Source organism: Moraxella sp. K1664, assembly GCF_039693965.1.
In the GTDB taxonomy this organism is placed as follows: domain Bacteria; phylum Pseudomonadota; class Gammaproteobacteria; order Pseudomonadales; family Moraxellaceae; genus Moraxella.
Genome location: NZ_CP155576.1, coordinates 1,326,036 through 1,348,053, shown reverse-complemented (window position 1 = coordinate 1,348,053; position 22,018 = coordinate 1,326,036). Strand labels below are relative to the sequence as shown.

The 22,018-nt window shown below is 43.1% G+C and carries 23 protein-coding genes and 1 pseudogene; 18 read left to right on the top strand and 6 right to left on the bottom strand.

Going from position 1 to position 22,018, the window contains the following annotated elements; translation table 11 throughout:
- Window positions 1–148 precede the first annotated feature (148 nt).
- From AAHK14_RS06920 to AAHK14_RS06895, 6 genes are all read left to right on the top strand, one after another.
- A complete protein-coding gene (locus tag AAHK14_RS06920) occupies window positions 149–1,096 on the top strand; it encodes a ribose-phosphate pyrophosphokinase (RefSeq protein WP_065255819.1) in 948 nt (315 codons plus the stop codon).
- 966 nt (window positions 1,097–2,062) lie between these two features.
- Window positions 2,063–3,070, top strand: coding sequence for a class 1 fructose-bisphosphatase (locus AAHK14_RS06915; protein ID WP_065255821.1), 1,008 nt, complete (start codon window positions 2,063–2,065; stop codon window positions 3,068–3,070).
- Window positions 3,071–3,095: 25 nt separating this feature from the next.
- Complete coding sequence (locus AAHK14_RS06910; protein WP_156065085.1) at window positions 3,096–3,296, top strand: hypothetical protein; 201 nt, start codon at window positions 3,096–3,098, stop codon at window positions 3,294–3,296.
- Window positions 3,293–3,679, top strand: a complete 387-nt coding sequence (locus tag AAHK14_RS06905) for a type II toxin-antitoxin system VapC family toxin (RefSeq protein WP_065255823.1) — start codon at window positions 3,293–3,295, stop codon at window positions 3,677–3,679. Before AAHK14_RS06910 ends, AAHK14_RS06905 begins: the two co-directional genes overlap by 4 nt.
- Window positions 3,680–3,681: 2 nt before the next feature.
- The gene (locus AAHK14_RS06900; protein WP_065255824.1) at window positions 3,682–4,254 is read left to right on the top strand and encodes a hypothetical protein; all 573 of its coding nucleotides are present in this window, start codon (window positions 3,682–3,684) and stop codon (window positions 4,252–4,254) included.
- Entirely contained in the window at window positions 4,251–5,027 is a 777-nt protein-coding gene (locus AAHK14_RS06895; protein WP_065255825.1) for an RNA methyltransferase, read from the top strand. Before AAHK14_RS06900 ends, AAHK14_RS06895 begins: the two co-directional genes overlap by 4 nt.
- 27 nt (window positions 5,028–5,054) lie before the next feature.
- Here the strand turns inward: AAHK14_RS06895 and AAHK14_RS06890 are convergent, their stop codons facing one another.
- Complete coding sequence (locus AAHK14_RS06890; protein WP_065255826.1) at window positions 5,055–6,878, bottom strand: DUF4105 domain-containing protein; 1,824 nt, start codon at window positions 6,876–6,878, stop codon at window positions 5,055–5,057.
- A gap of 72 nt (window positions 6,879–6,950) precedes the next feature.
- On the opposite strand from AAHK14_RS06890, the gene ampD reads away from it, so the two are divergent.
- Together ampD and AAHK14_RS06880 are read left to right on the top strand one after the other, a co-directional pair.
- On the top strand, window positions 6,951–7,538 hold the full coding sequence (gene ampD, locus AAHK14_RS06885) for a 1,6-anhydro-N-acetylmuramyl-L-alanine amidase AmpD (protein ID WP_065255827.1): 588 nt from the start codon (window positions 6,951–6,953) through the stop codon (window positions 7,536–7,538).
- Window positions 7,539–7,631: 93 nt separating this feature from the next.
- Entirely contained in the window at window positions 7,632–8,507 is an 876-nt protein-coding gene (locus tag AAHK14_RS06880; protein WP_065255828.1) for an EamA family transporter, read from the top strand.
- A gap of 186 nt (window positions 8,508–8,693) precedes the next feature.
- Here AAHK14_RS06880 and AAHK14_RS06875 read toward each other — a convergent pair whose 3' ends face one another.
- The 3 genes and pseudogenes from AAHK14_RS06875 to AAHK14_RS06865 form a co-directional block, all read right to left on the bottom strand.
- Window positions 8,694–9,116 carry a hypothetical protein gene (locus AAHK14_RS06875; protein WP_065255829.1) on the bottom strand — a complete coding sequence of 141 codons (423 nt, stop codon included), beginning with the start codon at window positions 9,114–9,116 and terminating at the stop codon, window positions 8,694–8,696.
- On the bottom strand, window positions 9,116–9,292 hold the full coding sequence (locus AAHK14_RS06870; RefSeq protein WP_156065087.1) for a hypothetical protein: 177 nt from the start codon (window positions 9,290–9,292) through the stop codon (window positions 9,116–9,118). Before AAHK14_RS06870 ends, AAHK14_RS06875 begins: the two co-directional genes overlap by 1 nt.
- Before the next feature lie 133 nt (window positions 9,293–9,425).
- Window positions 9,426–9,807, bottom strand: a pseudogene (locus AAHK14_RS06865) (IS1 family transposase); the annotation flags it as partial.
- Window positions 9,808–10,044: 237 nt separating this feature from the next.
- On the opposite strand from AAHK14_RS06865, the gene murJ reads away from it, so the two are divergent.
- Together murJ and AAHK14_RS06855 are read left to right on the top strand one after the other, a co-directional pair.
- Complete coding sequence (gene murJ / locus AAHK14_RS06860) at window positions 10,045–11,595, top strand: murein biosynthesis integral membrane protein MurJ (protein WP_065255830.1); 1,551 nt, start codon at window positions 10,045–10,047, stop codon at window positions 11,593–11,595.
- Window positions 11,596–11,794: 199 nt separating this feature from the next.
- A complete protein-coding gene (locus tag AAHK14_RS06855; protein ID WP_065255831.1) occupies window positions 11,795–12,019 on the top strand; it encodes a hypothetical protein in 225 nt (74 codons plus the stop codon).
- A 278-nt stretch (window positions 12,020–12,297) separates the two neighbouring features.
- On the opposite strand, the gene AAHK14_RS06850 is transcribed toward AAHK14_RS06855, so the two are convergent.
- Entirely contained in the window at window positions 12,298–13,161 is an 864-nt protein-coding gene (locus AAHK14_RS06850; RefSeq protein WP_065255832.1) for a transporter associated domain-containing protein, read from the bottom strand.
- A gap of 195 nt (window positions 13,162–13,356) precedes the next feature.
- On the opposite strand from AAHK14_RS06850, the gene AAHK14_RS06845 reads away from it, so the two are divergent.
- Window positions 13,357–14,436 (top strand): hypothetical protein, encoded by a 1,080-nt coding sequence (locus AAHK14_RS06845; RefSeq protein ID WP_156065091.1) that lies wholly within the window; start codon window positions 13,357–13,359, stop codon window positions 14,434–14,436.
- A 122-nt stretch (window positions 14,437–14,558) separates the two neighbouring features.
- On the opposite strand, the gene AAHK14_RS06840 is transcribed toward AAHK14_RS06845, so the two are convergent.
- Window positions 14,559–15,017, bottom strand: a complete 459-nt coding sequence (locus tag AAHK14_RS06840) for a YcgN family cysteine cluster protein (RefSeq protein ID WP_065255834.1) — start codon at window positions 15,015–15,017, stop codon at window positions 14,559–14,561.
- A 140-nt stretch (window positions 15,018–15,157) separates the two neighbouring features.
- On the opposite strand from AAHK14_RS06840, the gene AAHK14_RS06835 reads away from it, so the two are divergent.
- The 7 genes from AAHK14_RS06835 to AAHK14_RS06805 all read left to right on the top strand — a co-directional run bounded on the left by AAHK14_RS06835 (window position 15,158) and on the right by AAHK14_RS06805 (window position 21,826).
- Window positions 15,158–16,081, top strand: coding sequence for a metallophosphoesterase (locus AAHK14_RS06835; RefSeq protein ID WP_065255835.1), 924 nt, complete (start codon window positions 15,158–15,160; stop codon window positions 16,079–16,081).
- 286 nt (window positions 16,082–16,367) lie between these two features.
- A complete protein-coding gene (gene purE / locus AAHK14_RS06830; RefSeq protein ID WP_065255836.1) occupies window positions 16,368–16,913 on the top strand; it encodes a 5-(carboxyamino)imidazole ribonucleotide mutase in 546 nt (181 codons plus the stop codon).
- 193 nt (window positions 16,914–17,106) lie between these two features.
- Window positions 17,107–18,135, top strand: coding sequence for an IS110 family transposase (locus AAHK14_RS06825; protein WP_346818239.1), 1,029 nt, complete (start codon window positions 17,107–17,109; stop codon window positions 18,133–18,135).
- 194 nt (window positions 18,136–18,329) lie between these two features.
- Window positions 18,330–19,442: a 5-(carboxyamino)imidazole ribonucleotide synthase gene (locus AAHK14_RS06820; protein WP_065256961.1), complete on the top strand. Its 1,113-nt coding sequence runs from the start codon at window positions 18,330–18,332 to the stop codon at window positions 19,440–19,442.
- 63 nt (window positions 19,443–19,505) lie between these two features.
- Window positions 19,506–20,048: a hypothetical protein gene (locus AAHK14_RS06815; RefSeq protein WP_065256962.1), complete on the top strand. Its 543-nt coding sequence runs from the start codon at window positions 19,506–19,508 to the stop codon at window positions 20,046–20,048.
- Window positions 20,049–20,068: 20 nt separating this feature from the next.
- Complete coding sequence (locus tag AAHK14_RS06810; RefSeq protein ID WP_065256963.1) at window positions 20,069–20,521, top strand: YaiI/YqxD family protein; 453 nt, start codon at window positions 20,069–20,071, stop codon at window positions 20,519–20,521.
- A 138-nt stretch (window positions 20,522–20,659) separates the two neighbouring features.
- On the top strand, window positions 20,660–21,826 hold the full coding sequence (locus tag AAHK14_RS06805) for an AI-2E family transporter (RefSeq protein ID WP_065256968.1): 1,167 nt from the start codon (window positions 20,660–20,662) through the stop codon (window positions 21,824–21,826).
- The last annotated feature ends 192 nt before the right edge of the window (window positions 21,827–22,018 follow it).

The following is a 22,018-nucleotide window of genomic DNA, read 5'->3' as shown; positions in this document are numbered from 1 at the left end:
GAAGAGTAAAAAAGCCAGTTGAAAGACTGGTTTTTTTACGTTTGTTGTTTGTGCAGTGGCATTTTACCGTGTTTGAGTCTTTGCAATGATGGCAAAAAATGGTAAAATAATCTTGCTAACCCCACTGTCCCAACCATAGGATTTTTTCATGTCATATATGGCCGTCTTTTCAGGAAGTGCCAATCCTGAACTTGCCCAAACCGTCGCCAACCATCTTCACATCCCCCTAAGTAAGTCTGACATTACCCGCTTCTCTGATGGCGAGATTGCCGTTGAGATTAAAGAGAACGTGCGTGGTAAAGACGTTTTTATCCTCCAACCAACCTGTGCCCCGACCAACGACCATCTAATGGAAGTGGTGCTACTGGCGGACGCTCTTCGCCGTTCTAGTGCAGGACGTATCACTGCCGTGATTCCTTATTTTGGCTATGCTCGCCAAGACCGTCGCCCCCGTTCGGCTCGTGTGCCTATCTCGGCTCGTGTGGTGGCGGACATGCTGTCCATCGCTGGCATTGACCGTGTGATGGTGGTGGATTTACACGCTGACCAAATCCAAGGTTTCTTTGACGTACCCGTGGACAACCTATACGCCACGCCCGTGCTACTTAGCGACCTAAAACAAAAAAATTATGAGAACATCATGGTCGTCTCCCCTGATGTCGGTGGCGTGGTGCGAGCCAGAGCCGTCGCCAAATCACTGGGCGATGTTGACCTTGCCATCATCGACAAACGCCGTGCCAAAGCCAATGAATCCGAAGTCATGCACATCATCGGCGACGTATCAGGACGTGACTGCATCATCGTCGATGACATCGTGGATACCGCAGGCACACTGTGCAAAGCCGCCCAAGCCCTAAAAGACAAAGGGGCAAAACGTGTGGTCGGCTACATCACGCACCCTGTACTCTCGGGCAAGGCACTAGACAACATCACAAACTCCGCCCTAGATGAGATTGTGGTTACTGACACCATTCCTTTGACCGATGAAGCCAAAGCCTGCTCAAAAATCCGTCAAGTGACCATCGCATCAATGATTGCTGAGAGCCTGCGTCGTATCAACAACGAAGAATCTATCAGTGCGATGTTTGAGTATTAATTAACATCAATGACTTCATTCTCAACTTAAAATGGCAACTCGTTGATTGTTTAATAACTATTTTTGGAGTTGTAGGGGCAAATTGTAATTTTCCCTTGATGAATCAATCACTGATATAAAGTCGAGAATGGGGCATCTATCAAAGCCTTATGGGCAGGCGTGATGACTTTATCCATCAAGCCTGCCCTTTTTGTATTTTCAAAAATAGGAAAATCACACGTTTTTAAAAAGCTGTTAGCCTGTCATCAAATGGGCTATTATGGAATATACACTCTACAAAATGAAAAAGTGCCACGGTTTCCGTAGGGCGTGCCTGCCATTGATAACATTTTTATAAAGAAATGAAAATCCAACACTTTCATCAATTTTTGCATAAAAATGGCTATCCGACCACTTAATCGTGTAAATTTTTAAGATTTTAACTTAATTTTAAAATTAAGTTGTCGGATTGTTTTTCATAATAAAAACTTGTCTGATAGAAAACTCACAGCCTTTATTTTTTTCCTTGAAAAACGTGCGATTCCCCCTTCTTTTTTAAACAGGCATTTTTCATTGCAAATACAAAAGGCAGGCACGCCCTAAAAAAGCATTCCATTAGAAAAATAAAACAAATAAAACCAACCCCAACAAAAACACCAAAAAGATAAGCGATTAAAAAACACAAAATAAAAGAGATGATAAAAAACACATGAAAAATTTTAATGATATTTGCTCTATTTATCCGATTGACGTCAAATAATTCATCAATAAATTTGGTTAATTCCATCAAAACCCCCATAGGCTGACAAAGTAACCCATTATAGCACGTCTATAAAACAATGATTTTATGGATGAATTATTTGCTCATCATTCATTTTTTACTCTCGGTATTTTCTAAATCTATCCCATCATCAAAAAATAAAATATCTCTGACATCTTGCCCATTTCATGATAAAATAAGGGCATTTATGACTTTAAGGATTTGCCATGACCGCACAAACCACGCTCGCCCAATACCTAGAATCCCACACCACGCCACAGCTTGCCAGCACCATGACCACGCTTGCCACCGCCAGCGTGGCGATTAGTCATCTGCTTGACAAAGGGGCGTTGGCAGGCATTCATGGCGAAGCAGGCGGTCAAAATGTGCAAGGCGAAGCCCAAAAAAAGCTGGACGTGATTTCCAACGACCTACTTCTAAACGCCCTAATCCATAATCCCAACTGTGCAGGGGTTGCCTCAGAAGAGCTTGATGAGATTAGCCCTGCCAATGATGACGGCACACTACTGGTTACCTTTGACCCATTGGACGGCTCATCTAACATTGACATCAATATGACGGTGGGGACGATTTTTTCTATTTTGCCTTATCACAATCAAGGTCAAAAGGCGTGTGAGAGCGACTTTTTACAAAAAGGCGAGAACCAGCTTGGAGCGGGCTATTTTATCTATGGCACGTCCACCATGCTGGCGGTTACCTTTGGGGCAGGCGTTGCCATGTTTAGCTTTGACCCGATGAGCCAGACTTATATTCTTATCAATGATGACGTGCGTATCAGTCATGATACTGCCGAATACGCCATCAATGCGTCCAACCGCCGTTATTGGCTACCGCCCATTGCGACTTATATTGAAGAGCTGACCCAAGGCGATACAGGCGTACGAGCCAAAGACTATAATATGCGGTGGGTGGCGGCGATGATTGCGGACGTACACCGTATTTTGATTCGTGGCGGGGTGTTTATGTATCCCTTTGACACCAAAATCGCAGGAAAAGCGGGCAAACTTCGTCTGATGTATGAAGCCAATCCCATGAGTTTTGTTATTGAGCAAGCAGGTGGGGCAAGCACAGACGGCGTACAGCGTATCATGGACATCACGCCCACGCACATTCATCAGCGTATCCCTGTGGTCTTGGGGGCAAAAAATGAAGTGGATTATGTCAAAGCCTTACATGAGAAAGCAGGGATTTTGGCAAATGGTGATAAAGTATAAATCCCATAACAAAAAAGGGGGTATCATGACCACATTAACCTTTAATGAACTTATTATGCTTGTCAATCGCACGCAGGATAATTCCCTGCCTGTACAAACCATCGCCACCCAAACCCAATCTGTCAAACCTAAAAAACGGATTGGGCTAATGCCGATTGACAAGCAGGTTTATGAATGGCTAGACAAACCCATTGATGATTTATTTGATGATGAGCTTGTGCCGTGAAATATTTATTAGACACGCATATTTTATTATGGGCGGTAGAAGACAATCCCAAATTAAGCCAAAAAGTACGGCAAATCATCAATGATGACGACAATGATTTGTTATTTAGCGTAGCAAGTATTTGGGAGATTGCCATTAAAGTGGGACGTGGCAAGCCCGATTTTACGTTTAATCCTACCATACTAAGGCGGATATTATTAGACGCAGGCTATTTAGAAATGCCCATTTTAGGTCATCATGTGCCTTTTGTGCAAGATTTGCCAAACATTCACAAAGACCCTTTTGACCGCCTATTGATAGCAACTGCCAAATTAGAAGGGTTTATTTTGGTTACTGCTGATACTCATGTTGCCAAGTATGATAATCAGATTATTTTGGTTTAAATATGTTTAATTTATCCAATCATCAATATCATATCGCCATTAGTCTTTATTTATTACAATTAGAGATGATGAGCCGTGATGAGATATTTGATTTTAATAACCAGTTAATGAGCTTGGGTTATTATGATGAACTTATGCTTATTGTGCTTGATGAAGAATTAACGATTGACAAACAAAGCAATACCAACTTGAATGTTTTTGAGTTAAAATCACTGATGTTAAAAATCTGTAAAAATCTTAATTTTTATTGTGAAGATTTGCCTTTTAAAAAATGTGAATTAAAATATATTCATACCTTAAATGAAATATTAAAATACACCTATTTTCCAATTGAAGAAGACAGTTTTAATTTATACGACTATTATGAAAATCATGATTTATATCATGAAGATATTATAATACCTGTTACTCATTTTATGTATTATTTAGAACCCTATTTTGATTGCACACCGCCCATTGATGAGACACAAAAGACCATTTATAATTTTTGTCAAGCATGCCAAAATTGGATAAGTAATCATCATGAAATTTTAACGCAAATTTTTAGTCCTTTTAAAGATAATATCAGTCCATGAACCTAATCACCTCCAAAGACAACCCCACCATCAAACACGCCCACGCCCTACTCGCCCACCACCGTACTCGCAAAAAAAGCGGACAAACAGTCATCGAAGGCGTGCATTTGTTGGACGCACTCTTAAAGCAAGGCTTAACGCCCCACAAGGTCATTTTATCAGAATCTACCCTGCAAAATGATGAAGTCGCCCCACTTTTGGCAACCATCACCAAAAAAGACATCGTCATTACCACGAACGCCCTGTATAAAGACATTCGCACGCTCGGGGACGGTGTGGATATCATGGCAATCATTGACACGCCCACGCCCACACTTGGGACGGTAACGGGCGACTGTCTTATCCTAGACGGCTTACAAGACGCCGGCAACATCGGCACGCTCCTACGCACCGCCTCGGCAGTCGGTATCACCACCATCATCAGCACACCTGCCACCGCCCATCTGTGGTCGCCTAAGTGCTTGCGAGCGGGCATGGGGGCAAATTTCGCCTTGTCTATCTATGAGCATATCCCCACCGATGAGATTTTGGCAAAAGTCAAAACTCCGCTTTACGCCACAAGCTCGCACACCGATAAGGTCATTTATCATCATGACTTGACCGCACCGATTGCATGGGTATTGGGGCATGAAGGGCAAGGCGTGTCTGATGACTTTTTGCAAAACGCCACCCCCATCGCCCTACCCCAACCCAATGGGCAAGAAAGCCTAAACGTGGGCGTGGCAGGAAGTGTGTGTTTTTATGAGATGTTAAGGCAGAGAAGTTTTGGGTAACATCGATAGCAACCGTTTGGCTTATAATCAAAAATACCGCAATACCGCCAACGCCACTTGCTCGTGCGTATCATCACGCCCACGCTCTGCCTTACCTGTTAGGCGTAGGGCGTATGTGGGGCTGATGTCGTACTGCACGCCGACATTGATAGCAGGCTGAACGTATGCCGAGCGAGTCTCGCCTTGATTGTGATGATACCATATCGGCAGGGCAAGCTCGCCCATGACTCGCACCTTATCACTGGCGTGATGAATACAGCCGACATTCACGCCTGCCCCCACACGATAACCTTTATTGATATGCCCCACTTGTCCGCCATAACCGCCAAACGCATAGCAGAGCGTATCGGCAAGCCTGCCTGTATCTGGCTCGCCCTGCCCGAGTGTCCATGATTTGCCCTTTTCTAGGCGAACATCAAAGACCGCATGGTCATCATTATTCCTATCCGAGCCGTCCATGACCTGCATAAGCCGTGCGTGCTGACCCCATGCCGTGCCGTTATGGGCTTTGGCAGTGTTGGTTGGGTTATAACTGCGTGTGCTAAACACCGTTGCTCTCTCTACTTTTAGCCTATCATCATATCGCACATCGAGCGAGAGCATTTCGACATCGAGATACTGGCGTACGCCCACAGGTCTATCTAGCACATCATGATATGCCGAGCGTAACGACAGCCCATAAGTTACGCCGTCATTGTCGTCCGTGCGGGTGCCGTGATAACTGTCATCATAGCCGACCGATACGCCAATGCGGTGCGTGGGACTGGCATGGGCGGGATTACTGGGGCTTGTGATTGTCCCCTTTGTGCCGTTTTGCACCGCTTGGGCGGTACTGCTCTTTGACGGCAGGTATTTGGTATCAAGCACCAGCCCCTTATCGGTCAGCACCCGTGCCACTTCGTTGGGAATGACGACTTTGCCAACCGCTTCACGCAACTCACTGCCACGCACGACATCTATCAGGCGTAATATCTCACTGGCACAGTTGTCATGGGTGAAAAAATACGGACGTTTTAAATCTTTGGTCTCCCACACATGTCGCATGATTTGGGCGACTTCGGCAGTGGTGAGATTGAGACGATACTCCCAAATGTCTCGCTCATCATCAAGCAGGTACACATCTCGCTTTTCATCATAATCATAAAACTCCATGACCCCTGCATAACCGCCCACCAGAGAGCGGGCACTGGCTTCGGCTTCGCTGTCCGCCTTGTCTCGGGCAACGGTGTAGTTAATGGCAAAGGCGTCATCATCACGACCACTTGCCAAACTTCGCTCGGTGTCCGCCTTTATCATCACATGAGCGAACGCCGAGCCGAGCGAATTGGGGTGCTCATCGGCAAAGGTCAGCGACAACGCCCGAGCGTCATACTGTTTCGCCCACGCATGAAATTCATCGCAACCACTGTCATCTAACATCAAGCCCAACCGCTCCGCCACATAGTGCGTGCGAGCAGGAAACGCACACAATACCTTATCATCACGCTCATCTATCGCCTTGATGATAGCGTCAAGCTCGGCTTTGGTGTCGCCCCCTGCCAGTAGAAAATGCGGGTCTTTGGCAGTGGGTTTGCCTTTTTTGTCAAGCAATAATAGTTTTCGCCATGTGGGGGAATTTGCCACATCTGCCAAAGATTGGGATTGGCTGGCGGTTGGGGTGGTGTCGGATTGGGAATTATCTGTTAAAAATGAATGCTGAATTTCATCAAAAACCGCATCATTGTCTCGATACGCCACATTAGTACCGTCCGTTAGGGCATTGCCAGATGAGACGGCATAAGCCGGCACGCTCACCAAGGCGGTTAGGCTAAGGGCTAGTAGTGTGGGGGCGGATTGGTAAAAATTTTTCATAGCAAGTGTTAAATCAAGTGTTAAATTTAAATAAAAATTGATAGAATAGACTTTTGACAAGTATAAATCATCATGACAAAATTCACCACTTTTTTTATCAAAGACGGTATATTACACGGAGCGGACTTTGTGCCGTCCCCCAACTTTAATGCCCGCCCCGACTGCCCCATTACGGGCATTGTCATTCATAATATCAGCCTACCCCCAAGCGAATTTGGCAAAACGGATACCACTGGCACGCATTTTGTCAAAGCCTTTTTTCAAAATAACCTAAATGCCAATGACCATGACTATTTTAAAACCATTGCCGATTTAGAAGTCTCGGCTCATTTATTTATTGAGCGAGACGGACAAGTTAGCCAATTTGTCAATTTTAATGACAGGGCATGGCACGCAGGGCAATCCACTTATCTTGGGCGGTCAAATTGCAATGACTTTACCATTGGCATAGAATTAGAAGGCGATGATTTTTCGCCCTTTACCGAGATACAATACACCGCCCTTGCTCATATTATCCACGCCATTTATACCGCTTATCCTGCCACCGAGCGACACCTTATGGGGCATAGCGATATTGCCCCTATTAGAAAAACCGACCCTGGGGAATTTTTTGATTGGCAAAAATTAAGACAATTGGTTGATGATTTGTGCAAACAATAATGGATTTAATTTTTTAAAAATTTTTAGGAAATTTATTAAAAAATTAATTCAAAAATACCCCAAATTTATTACCAATTTTTAAAAGGAATTACTATGAATACCAAAGATTATTTAATCTTATTTAGCGTGGTTTTGATTTGGGGTGTCAATTTTTTGGCAATGAAAATCGGCTTAAATGATGTACCGCCTTTGATATTGGGCATGGTGCGTTTTTTATTGATTTTATTGCCTGCTGTTTTCTTTTTTAAAAAACCCAATGCCCCGTGGATTTATTTAATTTTATATGGCTTGACCATTAGCTTTGGGCAATTTAGTCTCATGTTTTTGGCATTGTCATGGCACTTTCCCACAGGATTATCGGCACTTATTTTGCAGGCACAAGTCTTTTTAACCGTGCTGTTTTCGTGCATACTGCTAAAAGAATCGGTCAAGCCCAATCATCTTGTCGGCATGATAACGGCAGGGGTTGGGCTCACACTCATCGGCGTGGGGCAATATCAGGGCGGATTTTCGCTCATCGGTATGCTCCCTGTGCTGGGTGCGTCATTGAGCTGGGCGATTGGCAATGTCATCGTCAAAAAAATCGGGCAAGTCAATCCCTTATCGCTCGTCATCTGGGGCAATCTGTCGGCACTCATCGCCTTTACGCTAGGCTCGCTCGTGGCGTATGGCGTGGGCGGTGTAATGAGCCATTTGGCAAATTTTAGCGTGGCGGGGGTGCTTGTCGTCATGTTTTTGGCGTATGTGGCGAGCTTTGTCGGCTATACAGGCTGGGGGTATTTGCTGGCTCGGCATTCGGCAAGTAAGGTTACGCCCTTTATCATGCTCGTGCCTGTCATTGCGTTGGTGGTGGGTTATGTGGTGTTAAAAGAGCGTCTCATATTGTGGCATTATGTGGGGATTTTGACGGTATTGTTTGGGCTTGGGATGCATTTGTTGGGCGAGCGGTGGTTTGATAAGAAATTTTAAAAATGGTTTATTTATTTGAATAACATTACAATCACTTAACTTCAAAATACACCCATTGGCAGTAAGGTGCGTATTACGCACCAATAAGATTTTCCATTTAAAAAGTGCATGGTACGCACCTTACCATTAAAAGTCCGCCCAGCATTTGTGCAAGAGCGGCGTTTATAGAAATATAGCCAAAAAAATTCATCTTTTTGAGCCTTCTTTTATGATATTGCTTAGTTTATTTTTAAAATAAATATAACGAATATGCTTTGCTATTAAGGTGGTTATGAGAAATACGACACCCATGATTAAAGAATTATTAGCATATTTTGACATTGGAAAAACATCAAAATACTGTATCATTTTTATATCAATAAATGCCACAAAAATGATTGCCAATAAAAACTTAATATAATAAATCACCATATTTTTAATAGTAAACTCATGATACTTTTTCCAAAACCATACTTTTTGTCTACATTCAATGGGCTGATTAAGCTCATATTGCGATGGAATAAAAATACCAAAACAGAAACCAACCCATAAACCCTCAATAGCCTGGACAATCATCACTTTTAAAGAGCTGTAACTTAGCAAAAAGCCTGCAATATCAATTTCTATCATTAAAAACACTCACAATTATTAATGGCATTGTCATCCATGTTGGGTGTCAGATTTGTTGTAGTATTGCCTGCAACAGAGCGACCAACATTGGTTAAAGAGGTGTTTGCAATAATATCCTCACCATAAACAACTTTCGCACGTTGAATAAAGCTTGGAAAATACGTACCTGTTGCCATCTTAGTACTTTTAGATGTGCTTAACAAGCCTTTTTTATAATTTCTGGCATTGTTAAATCAAAATACATACCTCAAATGCCCATTCCACTTAGCAAACAGTAAATTGAGTGTATTTTCTATCATCGCCTAAGATTTGTTTGGTATCTCTGTCAATGGCAATCCAGCTCCAACAGTCGTTTTTTTTAAACTTAACGTAGCTATGAATTTCATCAAGCTCTACAATGTCTATCACTTGATTGGCATCTGCCTTGATTTCATGTTGTTCACCTCATTGCTTAACCCATTGATAGACTGTACCATAACTAATGTTTAGCACTCTACCGATGGAGCGAAAACCTAAGCCTTCAAGATACATGTCTATTGCCATTTTTTTTAATGTCTTGGCTCTTATGTGAGTTGTGTTTGTGTACAGAAAAATAATAACGACAGTCTTTACACTTACAGCGTTGCTTACCATTGTTAAAGCCTGCTTTAACAAAAGAGGGTGATTGACACTTAGGGCAATGGGTGAATATTTGGCTCACTGGATGTTTGCTTTGTTTATGATAGACTGTGTGGGTATTTTAGCTTATGTATTGTTGTTTAACAATGTCAAAAGTTTTATTTATACGATTATCTTAATCAGCCTAAATAAATACAGCAATCCAAAAAAATAAAGCCAGATAGCCCACACCCCACAAATTCACAAAAAATTCATCAATTCATCGCCCAAATCCTTTATAATACGCACAAATTTTTGTTGGCAATTTATCATGGCAAAATCTCGTCTGCTTCGCTCTACCCTTGTCGTTAGCTCCATGACCATGCTCTCACGCATTTTGGGTTTGGTGCGTGATGTCGTCCTTATGGGCGTGTTTGGGGCAGGCGGTCTTATGGACGCATTTTTGGTCGCCTTTAAAATCCCCAATTTTTTACGCCGTCTTTTTGCCGAAGGGGCGTTCTCGCAAGCCTTTGTGCCTGTCTTGACCGAATATAAAGAACAAAAAACCTTTAACGAAATTCAGCTACTCATCAGTCGTGTCTCGGGCGTGCTTGGGGTGATTTTGCTCGCACTCACGGTGGTGGTGCTTGCCCTTGCCCCCTTTGTGATACAGCTTTTTGCCCCTGGATTTGTGGACGACCCTGCCAAATTTAACACAGCAACCGAGCTTTTGTACCTGACCTTTCCTTATCTGTTTTTTATTTCCATGACGGCATTTTTTGGCAGTATCCTGCAAAGCTATGGCAAATTTGCCCCGCCTGCCTTCGCCCCCGTCTTACTCAACATCTCCATGATAGTCGGGGCGTGGCTCATCGCCCCCATGCTTGACAAATCTATCATGGCATTAGGCTATGCGGTGGCGGTGGCAGGTGTGTTACAGCTTATCATACAACTGCCTGATTTATATCGCAAAAAATTACTGGTCGCCCCAAGCATTGACTTTAAACACGAAGGGGTCAGACGCATTTTGACGCTCATACTCCCTGCCATTTTTGGGGTGTCGGTAACGCAAATCAACCTGCTACTCAACACCATTTTTGCATCCAAAATGGCAAACGGCTCGGTCTCGTGGCTCTACTCTGCCGAGCGACTAAGCGAGTTGCCACTCGGTCTTATTGGCGTGGCAATCGGTACGGTCATTTTGCCCAGCCTGTCGGCAAGCCGTGCCAAAGCGGACATGACAGAATTTGGCAAAACCCTAGACTGGGCAATGCGTCTTATTGTCCTTATCGGTCTGCCTGCATCTGTGGCGATGTTTGTGCTGTCGGACGTGCTGATGAATGCCCTGTTTGTGCGTGGCGAATTTAGCACCACAGACGGCGACATGGCTTCTCTTGCTCTACGCTGTCTGTCGGGTGGGATTTTGGGCTTTATGCTTATCAAGGTGTTCGCCCCTGCGTTTTTTGCAGGGCAAGACACCAAAACCCCTGTCAAAATCGGTATCGTCTCGGTGTTTGCCAATATGCTATTTAGCGTGGTGTTTATTGGGATTTTTTATCTTGCCAAACTGCCCTTGCATGGCGGTCTTGCCCTAGCCACGACAGGGGCGAGCTTTGTCAATGCAGGGCTTTTGTATTATTTTTTGCAAAAGCGGGACATTTGGCACTTTGGCAAACATTGGTACAAAATGGGTATGCAGTTTGTCATCGCCACACTCGCCATGACGGTAAGTCTGTATGCGGTGCTACCCTACTACCCCCAAGACGGCTCGGCATGGGCAAAACTTGCCGTGCTAATCGCTATCTGCGTGCTAGGTGCAGTGGTGTATGGCGTGGTGCTACTTGCCAGTGGGTTTAGACCAAGACAGTTACGGCATGGGTGAGATTAAAAAATGGGGGGTTGCACCCTGCGGAACTGGCTTAGTAATTACAACTTTTGGCATTATTAATTAACTATGCCTTTGGGCGAATTTGTAGGGGTAAATCATATTTGCCCTGTGATAAATTTTTGATTTTTATGATAATGTGATTCGCTCTTTACACGTCCAAATTTTAAAATATATCTTTTAAGGCAGGAAAACCATGAAAAAAATATCAAGAAATCATTTAGAAAAATTATATGATTTAGAGACTATTTTATCATATTTAAACCCAGATGTTATTAGCGATGATGTTTATGATAAATTGGTTCATTTGTCATTTGACGATTATGATAGAATTATAGATGTAGCTTATGCAAATCATTTTGAAAGCCTTGATGATATCAATAAAAATGCTTTTAAAAAAAATTATCAATCAATCCCTTAATGAATTAAGTGATAAAGATATAGATTATATTTTTCAAAGCACCACATACTTTCCTATGGAAAACTCAGAAAATCACCAATTTGTTAAAAATTTATTATTAACAATAAAAGATAGGTTTGACTGGATATAACAATTCTTAATAAAACATATAGCAGGCAGGATTGTAGGGTGCGTACCACGCACCTTTTAAAATCAAAATATTTGGTGCGTGGTATGCACCTTACAAAACCACACATCTCCCAACAAAAAGAGCGATTGCTCGCCCTTTTTAACTTTTCTTAACTCTCATCATTTAATTGTGGCACTAAGGTCAGCTCCAACAGATGAATATACCGCCCTTCTACGTCCACAACCGTGATTTGCCAGTCATTGATAGACACGCTCTGCCCCTCTAAGTTGCTCACCGCCCCCAACGCCTGCATGACCAGACCGCCCATGGTATCCACGTCCGTATCATCAAAGCTCGTCCCCAACACCTCGTTACAATCGCCGATGAGCGTGGACGCTTGGACGAGCCACACGCCGTCTTTTTCGGGGTGGGTGATGATGTTGTTAATGGTGCTGTCCTCATCGATGTCATCATGTTCATCAACGATGTCGCCGACAATCTCCTCCAACAAATCCTCCAATGTCGCCACGCCCGACACCGAACCGAACTCATCAACCACGACCGCCATATGCACCTGAGCACGTTGCAGTGAGCGTAGCAGGGTATCCGAGCGTGCTGTCTCCGAGATATACAGGGGCTTTCGTACTAGGTCTTTGAGCAAAAATGGGGGGTTTTGCCCTGCCGATTTTTGGGCGAGATAGGGAATTAGGTCTTTGACCAGCAAAATACCCATGACCGCATTATCGTCCGCCTCATCGATGACCGGATAGCGAGAATGATTGGACTCAAAAATGGTGGCAAGCACCGTCTCAATGTCATCACTACTGGTAATGGCTCTCACATCAGGACGTGGGGTCATAATCTCCTTGACCGCCATGGCAGGCAAATCAAGCACGCCCTCCAACATATCTACCATGTCCGAATCCAAGAACCGCCGAGAGTCTTGGACAAGGTTAAGCAGGTCATCACGAGTTTCGGGGGCGGTAGATAGCCAACGTTTTAAGCCACGTCGCCAACTGTGGTCATCAGACATGAGCGGTGTATCCTTTTTAAAAATTTATGCCTAATATAGTGGATTTATAAGGGTTATTCAAGGGGTTTTGTGTGCTTTTTTGGCAAAGTCCAAAGCAAAGCCCAAAAAAGTCGGGCAACGCATGGATTCTTGATACCAATTGCACCATGCCAAGATTTTTGCTATGCTATCAAAAACCAAAAAAAAGGACACCCCATGACCCCAAAAAGCTACCCACTTCGCCCAAAACAAGCCAAAGCATTGTTTTGGGACTTTCCCCAGACTGTTAGTAAGCCAGTCGCCTTTTTTATCATACCCATTATTCTTATATTTTTCCCCCAAATAACCAAATATAATTATTTTTTGGTAACGGGTGTTTTGTTTATTATTAGTTTGATGATTGATTTTATTGTTGCTTATTTTTTTAAAGGTAGAGTTAATGACATACGCCTAATCATTGACGAAACAGGCATTTATACAAACAGTAAGTATTTAAGTAAAATTTTACACTTTAAACCAATCCATTGGCATGACATACAGGCAGTTTCTTATTGTCATGATAAAAGCAAAATCGTAACTGATGCTATTTTTTCAAATAAACCAGCAGAATTAGAAAAATACCCCAATTTTTTGCTAATTCATGGTCATTCAAACGGCGTGGTTGGTGCATTAACCAAAAGATTTGCCATTCATGAGCATATATGGCAAATAGATGATTTTGATGAAGTGATTGCGATATTTAAACAAAAAGGTTTTGATATACAAAATTTTAATGATGACAGTTATGCCAAGGTATTTTTGCCCGAACGGCATGATTTGGGCAAACGCTCGGGGCATTTGGCGTATTCGTCTTTTGGGTTATTTATTGCATTGGGGGTGTTGTTTTATTTTGATAAATTTATCACGCTAGACTTTGGCAATATGGACAACATTTATATGGGAGTGGCGATTGCGGTTTTTGTGCTTGGCAGTTATTATACATACAGCGAAAATAAACGATTGGACGGCACTGTATCGCTCATTATATTTGTGCCAATGGCGACTTTGTTTTTATTTAATGCCATGCTATTTATCTCGCCTATGGTTGGCAAAAAACATGATGTGGATTTTGATTTTAAAGGGGATAAATGGCAAACCGACTACAAACAAAAACCGCTTTATATTGAATGCCAAAAACACCAAACCAATATCAAATCAGACGGCAAACTTACCATTACCGATACGCTTGGTATGGTAAGGGTGTCTTTTGATGAATTGGATAAAGTATGTATTGGGGGTAGGTTTAGTAAGGGGTGATTTTTATTTATAATGAATTAACCCCAATTTGCAACAATGTTAAATCTTGAAAAATGCTTTTGTAGGGGCGTGCTTTCCACGCCCTAAATACAATTATTATAAATTGGCATTTTTATCATTCCCTAAATCTTCACCCACTTTATCACACGCTCTTCTATCTCTTCATCATCAAGATGTATCTCGGACACACAGCGACCACGCACGCCGACTTTATCCAGTTGTTTGTCGTGCCTGTCTTGCCCTGCAATAAGGCGGTGCCAATGCGGTAAGCCCTGCCCCAAGTAGAGCCGTTTGTACGCACAATGACGGGGTAGCCACATCATCTCCGCTATCATATCAACCGTTAGGCGAATGCAGTCAGGGACAAAGCGTTTGCGGTTGGGGTAGTCCGAGCAATGCCCTGTGGCGGTGTCAAGCAGTTTGCACGCCACGTCTGTGTATTCGGTCTGTCGCACGTCATCATCGTCTAGGTATTTGACCAAACAGCACACGCCACAGCCGTCGCACAAGGCTTCCCATTCGTCATCGGTCAAGGCGGATAGGGGATAATTTTGCCAAAAGTTAGGGCGTAAATCGGACACGGCATTTTCCAAAAATATTTATTGTAACAAATTTGGCGGTTTTTGGTGGCAAATTTGCCAAAAATTTTTGTTATAATCATCGGTGGATTTTAAAAATTAGTTTTTAACTTTACAAAAAATCATTAACATGGGATAACTTTATGATTTACGACATCATTGGCGACATTCACGGACACGCCGACAAATTAACAGGACTGCTTGACAAATTGGGCTATACTCATAACGGCACAAGTTATATCGCCCCACACGGTCATCAAGCGATTTTTATGGGCGATTTTATTGATAGGGGCAATCAGCAATTAGCGACTTTGCAAATCGTTTTTGATATGATTGATAATAATGAAGCCCTTGCCGTCATGGGCAATCACGAATATAACGCCATATGCTACGCTACCCAAAATGACAATGGCAAATATCTACGTCCGCATACCGACAATAATAACTTTCAGCACAAAGCCTTTATTGATGAAGTGGGATTTGATAGCGACCTGCACAGATATTGGATACAGCGATTTTATGAATTGCCCTTATGGCTTGAACTGGACGACTGTATTTGTATTCACGCCTGCTATGACAAATATAGCATGGAGATATTAACACCCCTACTTGATAATAATAAACTAAACCCTAATGCCGTACAGATGACAGGCAAAAGAAACACCAAGCCTTATTATGCCATAGAGCATTTATTAAAAGGCATAGAAAGCCCCTTGCCGAGTGGCTTAACCATGACCGACAAAACAGGCATAGTCCGTACAAATGCTCGTGTCAAATGGTGGATAGACGATTGGCAAAATAAATCCATTGACAAAACGCTATTTGCCAATGATTTGCCCGAGATTTATCTTAATGATTTGTCCGATGAATTATTGGCATTTGGTGTTACGACCAACAAACCAATATTTATCGGGCATTATTGGTTACATGATAAACCCACGATTTTATCCGATAAAGTCGTTTGCATTGATTATTCGGCAGGCAAAGGCGGGCATTTAACCGCTTATCAATTTGACACCGAAAATCCGATATTAGATGATGATAATTTTGTGCAATTTGTGGGGTAAATAAGTTGGGGATTTTATTTAAAATTATCTCAATTAGTTTAATTAAATTTGGCATTGTTAATTAACCATACCTTTGGATGGATTTACCCCATAATGACATATTGGTCTTTTGGGCGAATTGCAATTCGCCCCTACACGTTCGTATCACAAAAAGTATTTTAATTGAACAATGCTAAATTTTTAAAAGATTAAACCAACCATTAAATTTCCCCACACCCTTAGCATTCGCCCCAATATTTGCTATAATAGCTTTTTTCAACCATTTTTAGCCATTTTAAGGATTATCATGTCAAACGCCCACGCCCCAAACCCCGCCCCCATTTCATCGCCAGACGGCACACCAAAAGTCGGTATCATCATGGGTTCACAGTCCGATTGGGCGACCATGTGTGAGACGGCACAGATTTTGGCGGATTTTGGCGTGCCTTTTGAATGCCAAGTCGTCTCGGCTCATCGCACGCCTGACAAGCTCTTTGATTATGCCAAAACCGCCAAGACTCGTGGCTTGTCCGTCATCATCGCAGGGGCAGGCGGTTCGGCTCATCTGGCAGGTATGTGTGCATCCCAAACTGCCCTGCCCGTGCTTGGCGTACCTGTCAAATCAAGCACGCTGTCAGGCTGGGATAGCCTACTATCAATCGTGCAAATGCCAAAAGGCGTGGCGGTTGGTACGCTTGCCATTGGGACGGCAGGGGCGTTTAATGCAGGGCTATTGGCGGTGCAAATGCTTGCCACGACTGATGACAACCTTGCCACAAAGCTGGACGAATTTCGCCAAAAACAAACCGAGACGGTACTGGCAAGTCCAATCCCCGGGATTATCAATGCGTGATATTGTTTGATTAGTCTTTGATTATTTTGATTTTCCGTTCGCCCTTGTATCAACCCAACACCAAACCTAGATTATCTGCTAGAATGTTGTTGGGTTATACAAGCAAAGAGAACACGGGTTCGCCCTTAGTGTCTTAACACTGGTGCTCAGATGGTGTCCTTTGCTTGTCATCTTAACTCTGAATGGTATCTAAGTGCGTTTATTAAAACAGACACTGCATAAACAAGGCAAGAGACAGATGATACACTATATTGGCATAGACATCAGCAAAGCAAAGTTTGATGTTGCATTTATAAACCCAAGCACAAATAAAGTAAAAACCAAGGTTTTTAACAACAACAAAGCAGGCTTTGATTTACTGCTTGCTTGGTTAAAAACCAATGTCAGCAATCATCTTGATGAGCTACACATCATCCTAGAAGCAACAGGGGTTTATCATGAACACCTAAGTGAGTTTCTTGATGATAATAATATCAAGCAAAGCATTGTCAATCCTAACTATGTCCGCAAATTTGCAGACAGTTTGGGGGTAATCCATAAAACTGATAAAAAAGACAGCATTATTTTATCAAGGTATGGTTATAGCCACAAGCCTGAGATTTGGGTAGCACCTAGCATTGAAGCCAAACAGCTAAAAGCTCTATTGGCTCGCTTAGAAGCACTCAAAGAAGATTTGCAACGAGAGCAAAACCGACAAGAGTTGCTCTTATCACCCAATCTGCCCGATTTGGTTAAAGCATCCATGCAAACAGTCATCAATGTCCTTCAAGAGGAAATTGCCAAACTCACCAAAGACATTGATGACTTTGTTGACAAACACCCAAGTTTAAAGCAAGACAAAACCTTACTTGAAACCATTGACGGTATTGGTTCTGTTATTGCCAAAGAAGTGGTATGCTTAATACATACCAAACAATTTAAAAAAGCCTCACAGATGGCTTCGTTTTTAGGCTTAATACCCAAACAAAGACAGTCAGGTGTCTTTAAGGGAGCAACCAAACTGTCCAAACAAGGGCAAGTCTCTTTGCGTGCTAAGCTGTATATGTCTGCAATGAGTGCCATTCGTTATAATAGCACCATTAAGGCATTTTATGAACGATTACAACAAAACGGTAAAACCAAAATGCAAGCCTTATGTGCTTGTATGCGTAAATTGGTACATATCTGTTTTGGTGTTATCAAAACCCAAACATCCTTTGAGCAACAAGTATCTTTAAGTTAGTTTGTAAGATACTAGATACCAGATACTTAAAAAACCATTGACTTAGGTGGGGTATCATGGTATCTGAGCTTGTCGAAGGGTGTCGGAAAACCGTTGTGGACAGACAAAGCTCACTTTGAACGGTTTTCTTTGTCGTACAATTTTACCCAATCATCAAATTTTTATTTTTAAAATTTAACAAAACGGTTTTTGACATGACAACACCCACCCAAACCCTTGGCATTCTAGGCGGAGGACAGCTTGGCATGATGCTTGCCCAGTCCGCTCTCAAACTTGGCTACACCTGCGTATTTTTAGAGGACGCTCCCCACGCCCCTGCCAGCCTGTATGGGCAAGTATATAGCTCACAGCAGTTGGATGAATTTGTTGCCAAATCCGACATTTTTAGCCTAGAATTTGAAAATACGCCTGTCGCCACAGCGTCCTATTTAGCTGACCAAAAACAAGGCATTTATCCACCACCTACCGCCCTAGCCGTTGCCCAAGACCGCCTTGCTGAAAAGGCGTTGTTCAATGAGCTTGACATTCCCACCGTGCCATATCGTGCGGTGTCATCGCTTGATGACTTGCAGGGTGCGTGCGATGAGCTGGGCTTACCGCTCGTGCTAAAAACATCTCGTGGGGGCTATGACGGCAAAGGGCAATTTGTCATCAAAACGACAAGCGACATCGCCACCGCTTGGGGCGAGCTTGGCGGTGCGGTAACAGGCGGTGCGATGCCTGCCCCACTTATCGCCGAGGGCTTTATTCATTTTAGCCGTGAGGTGTCGCTCATTGGCGTGCGTGGACGGACAGGCGAGGTTGGGTTTTATCCACTCGTTGAAAACGTGCATACTAACGGCATTCTTGCCAAAACCACCGCCCCTGCCCCCAATGCCGATACCCTAAACCAAACCGCCCAAGCGAGCATGAAAAAACTGCTTGAAAAACTGGATTATGTTGGCGTTTTGACCCTAGAACTGTTTGTGAGCGAGAACGGACTGATTGCCAACGAAATCGCCCCACGGGTGCATAACTCTGGGCATTGGACGATTGAGGGGGCGAACACCAGCCAATTTGAAAACCACGTCCGAGCCGTGCTAGGCTTACCACTTGGCGATACGGGTATTGTCAAGCCGTCTGTCATGCTAAATGTCATCGGCAAATATCCTAATGTCAATGAACTTTTGACCCATGCAGGGGTGCATTTTCATCATTATCATAAGGCAGAGCGAGACGGTCGCAAGATTGGGCATATCACCGTAATGCCAACCGACAGCGAGAAACTTGCCGAAACGGTACAAAAGGTGGCAAGGCTATTGCAATAAACTTGAATTAAAATAATAAGGTGTGTGTATTGCACGCCTTATTGCCTTAATAAGGTTGAGAAAATGGGTATGGAGACAAATATTAAACACATCATTAATTTATTAAATAATGAAAATTCAAGTGCTGTTTATGGAACATCTATATTTATTTTTTGCATTGGCATTGGTTTGTTGATGTTTTTGTATGGTATAGAAATTATCATTTTCATTGTTTTTGCTCCACTAATCTTATGTTTAAAAAATTTGTTTAGTAATAATGGTTTTATCGGGGTTATTTGTCTTGGTTTGTACCTTTATCCATTGTTGCTCTTGGTTGGGCTTTCTGAAAGTTCTTATCTTAAAGAAAATGATGGTAGAAAATACTCTTTTGCTATTTCGGTTATATTTACCATTGTTTTAATGCTTGTGTTTCTAGAATATTTTAAAGAATTTATTGGTGTTTATTATGCAAAAACCCCAAAAGAGCTGTATTATCATTTTTATTATTTTATTCTATACTCACTCGTTATACCGCCAATTTATGAAATTTACAATGAATACTTTGGTCAAATTAAATATTATTACTTTATTTTGTTGTTTTTTGTTTTTTATTTTTTAATATTCTAACATTGCAAAAAGCCATCATTATGAACATCTACATAGACGCAGACGCATTACCGACCATTGCCAAAGAACTTATCATCAAAACCGCCAATCGCACAGGCGTTATGGCGACTTTTGTGGCAAACAGTTTTATCAAATTACCGCCGTCCCCACACCTAAATATGGTTGTGGTCGCCCAAGGTTTTGACGTGGCGGACACCCACATCACAGACCACGCCCAAGCAGGGGATTTGGTCATCACAAGCGACATTCCCCTTGCCAATGACGTACTACAAAAAGGGGCAAAGGTTTTGACCGCACGGGGCGAGGAATTTACCATAGACAACATCAAGCCCAAACTAAACGCTCGGGATTTTATGGAGTCGCTTCGTGGCACGGGCGTGCTTGACCCCAAAAGCATGGGCGGACAAAAGCCATACAGCGACAAGGACAAAATTGCCTTTGCCAATGGGCTAAATCGGCTCGTGCGTGCATGACCCTAACCGTTTTTCAAAAATTATTTCCTTAAACTTACGCAACGCAAACACCACAAAATTCCCATGCGTTTTTGTCAAAATTTTGGCATAATATCCCCCATTTACAAGCACCTTATTTACGCATTTTACGCCAAAACTATGATTGAACAATGGAATAAAGAACTCGTCTTACAACGCCTGCTCGCCTTGACTTTGCTTGTTATTTTGATTGTACTGTGCTTTAAAGTGGTGCAATTTTTTATCGTGCCAGCGTTGTGGGCAGGGATTTTGGCGTACGTTACCTTTCCTATTTATACTTTTTTTCATACCAAAGTCCGCCTAAGCCCCAGTTTTAGTGCGTTTTTGATGACTTTTTGTATCTCGCTCATGATTGGCATTCCGCTGATTGTGGGCGTGTTTTATTTGCAACATGAAGTGGTGAGTTTTGTTGGTACGGCAATTCGCCGTCTGCAAGCAGGCTATTTGGATTTACCCAGTCAAATCAAGGACTTACCTGTCATCGGGCAGACGATTAAGGACACGCTTTGGGAGATTAACAAAAACCCCGAAGCGACCATGGAGACGGTGCGGACGTGGGTGCAGTCGCATTTGTATTATGGCAAAATGGCGTTTGATGCGGTGCTAAAAAACCTTGCCAAACTCGGCATGGCTCTCATGACTTTGTTTTTCTTTTATCGAGACGGCAAAAGTCTGGTTCGCCAAATCCGCCAAGCCATGCGAAACATCATCGGCGACCGCATTGATGACTACATCGACTCGGTGGGTGCGACCACGCAGGCGGTGGTGTATGGCATTGGATTGACCGCTTTGGCTCAGGCGATTTTGGCAGGAGTGGGCTATGCTTTTGCCAATGCCCCAAACCCCATTTTGCTCACACTTCTTACCTTTGTCGTGGCACTCATTCCCTTTGGTACGCCCTTTGCGTGGGGCGGTGTGGCGGTGTGGCTACTGTCGCAGGGGCATACCGCAGAAGGCATTGGGCTTGCCCTGTGGGGGACGCTTGTCATTAGTTGGGTGGACAATCTCATTCGTCCGATTGTGATTAGTGGGGCGACCAAAATTCCCTTTATCATCATCTTTATCGGCGTGCTTGGGGGCTTGACGGCATTTGGATTTGTGGGGCTGTTTATTGGACCTGTGGTGCTGGCGATTGGCTTGGCGGTGTGGCGTGAATGGATAAGTCAGCGCAAAAATGAGATTTTCGCCCCCAAAGACAGCATTGTCCCTGTGGCGGACGGTAAAGCCTTGCTTGCCGACACTCCAACACCCAAGCCTGTCTTGGATACGGAGAAATTGGAAAGTTAGATAAATTCTAACATTTGAATTTGTGGATGTCATAAACCCAATGCCCAAAGCTTTGAGATTTTAGGGGCGGATTTTCATTTATTTCTGCAAAATCATCCAAAAACACAACACCAAACCTAGTCTGATACAAAACTTGCAAACTTTCTTTTTTAAAACAAGTCATTCTCCACTTTGCTACAGATGCCTTCATTG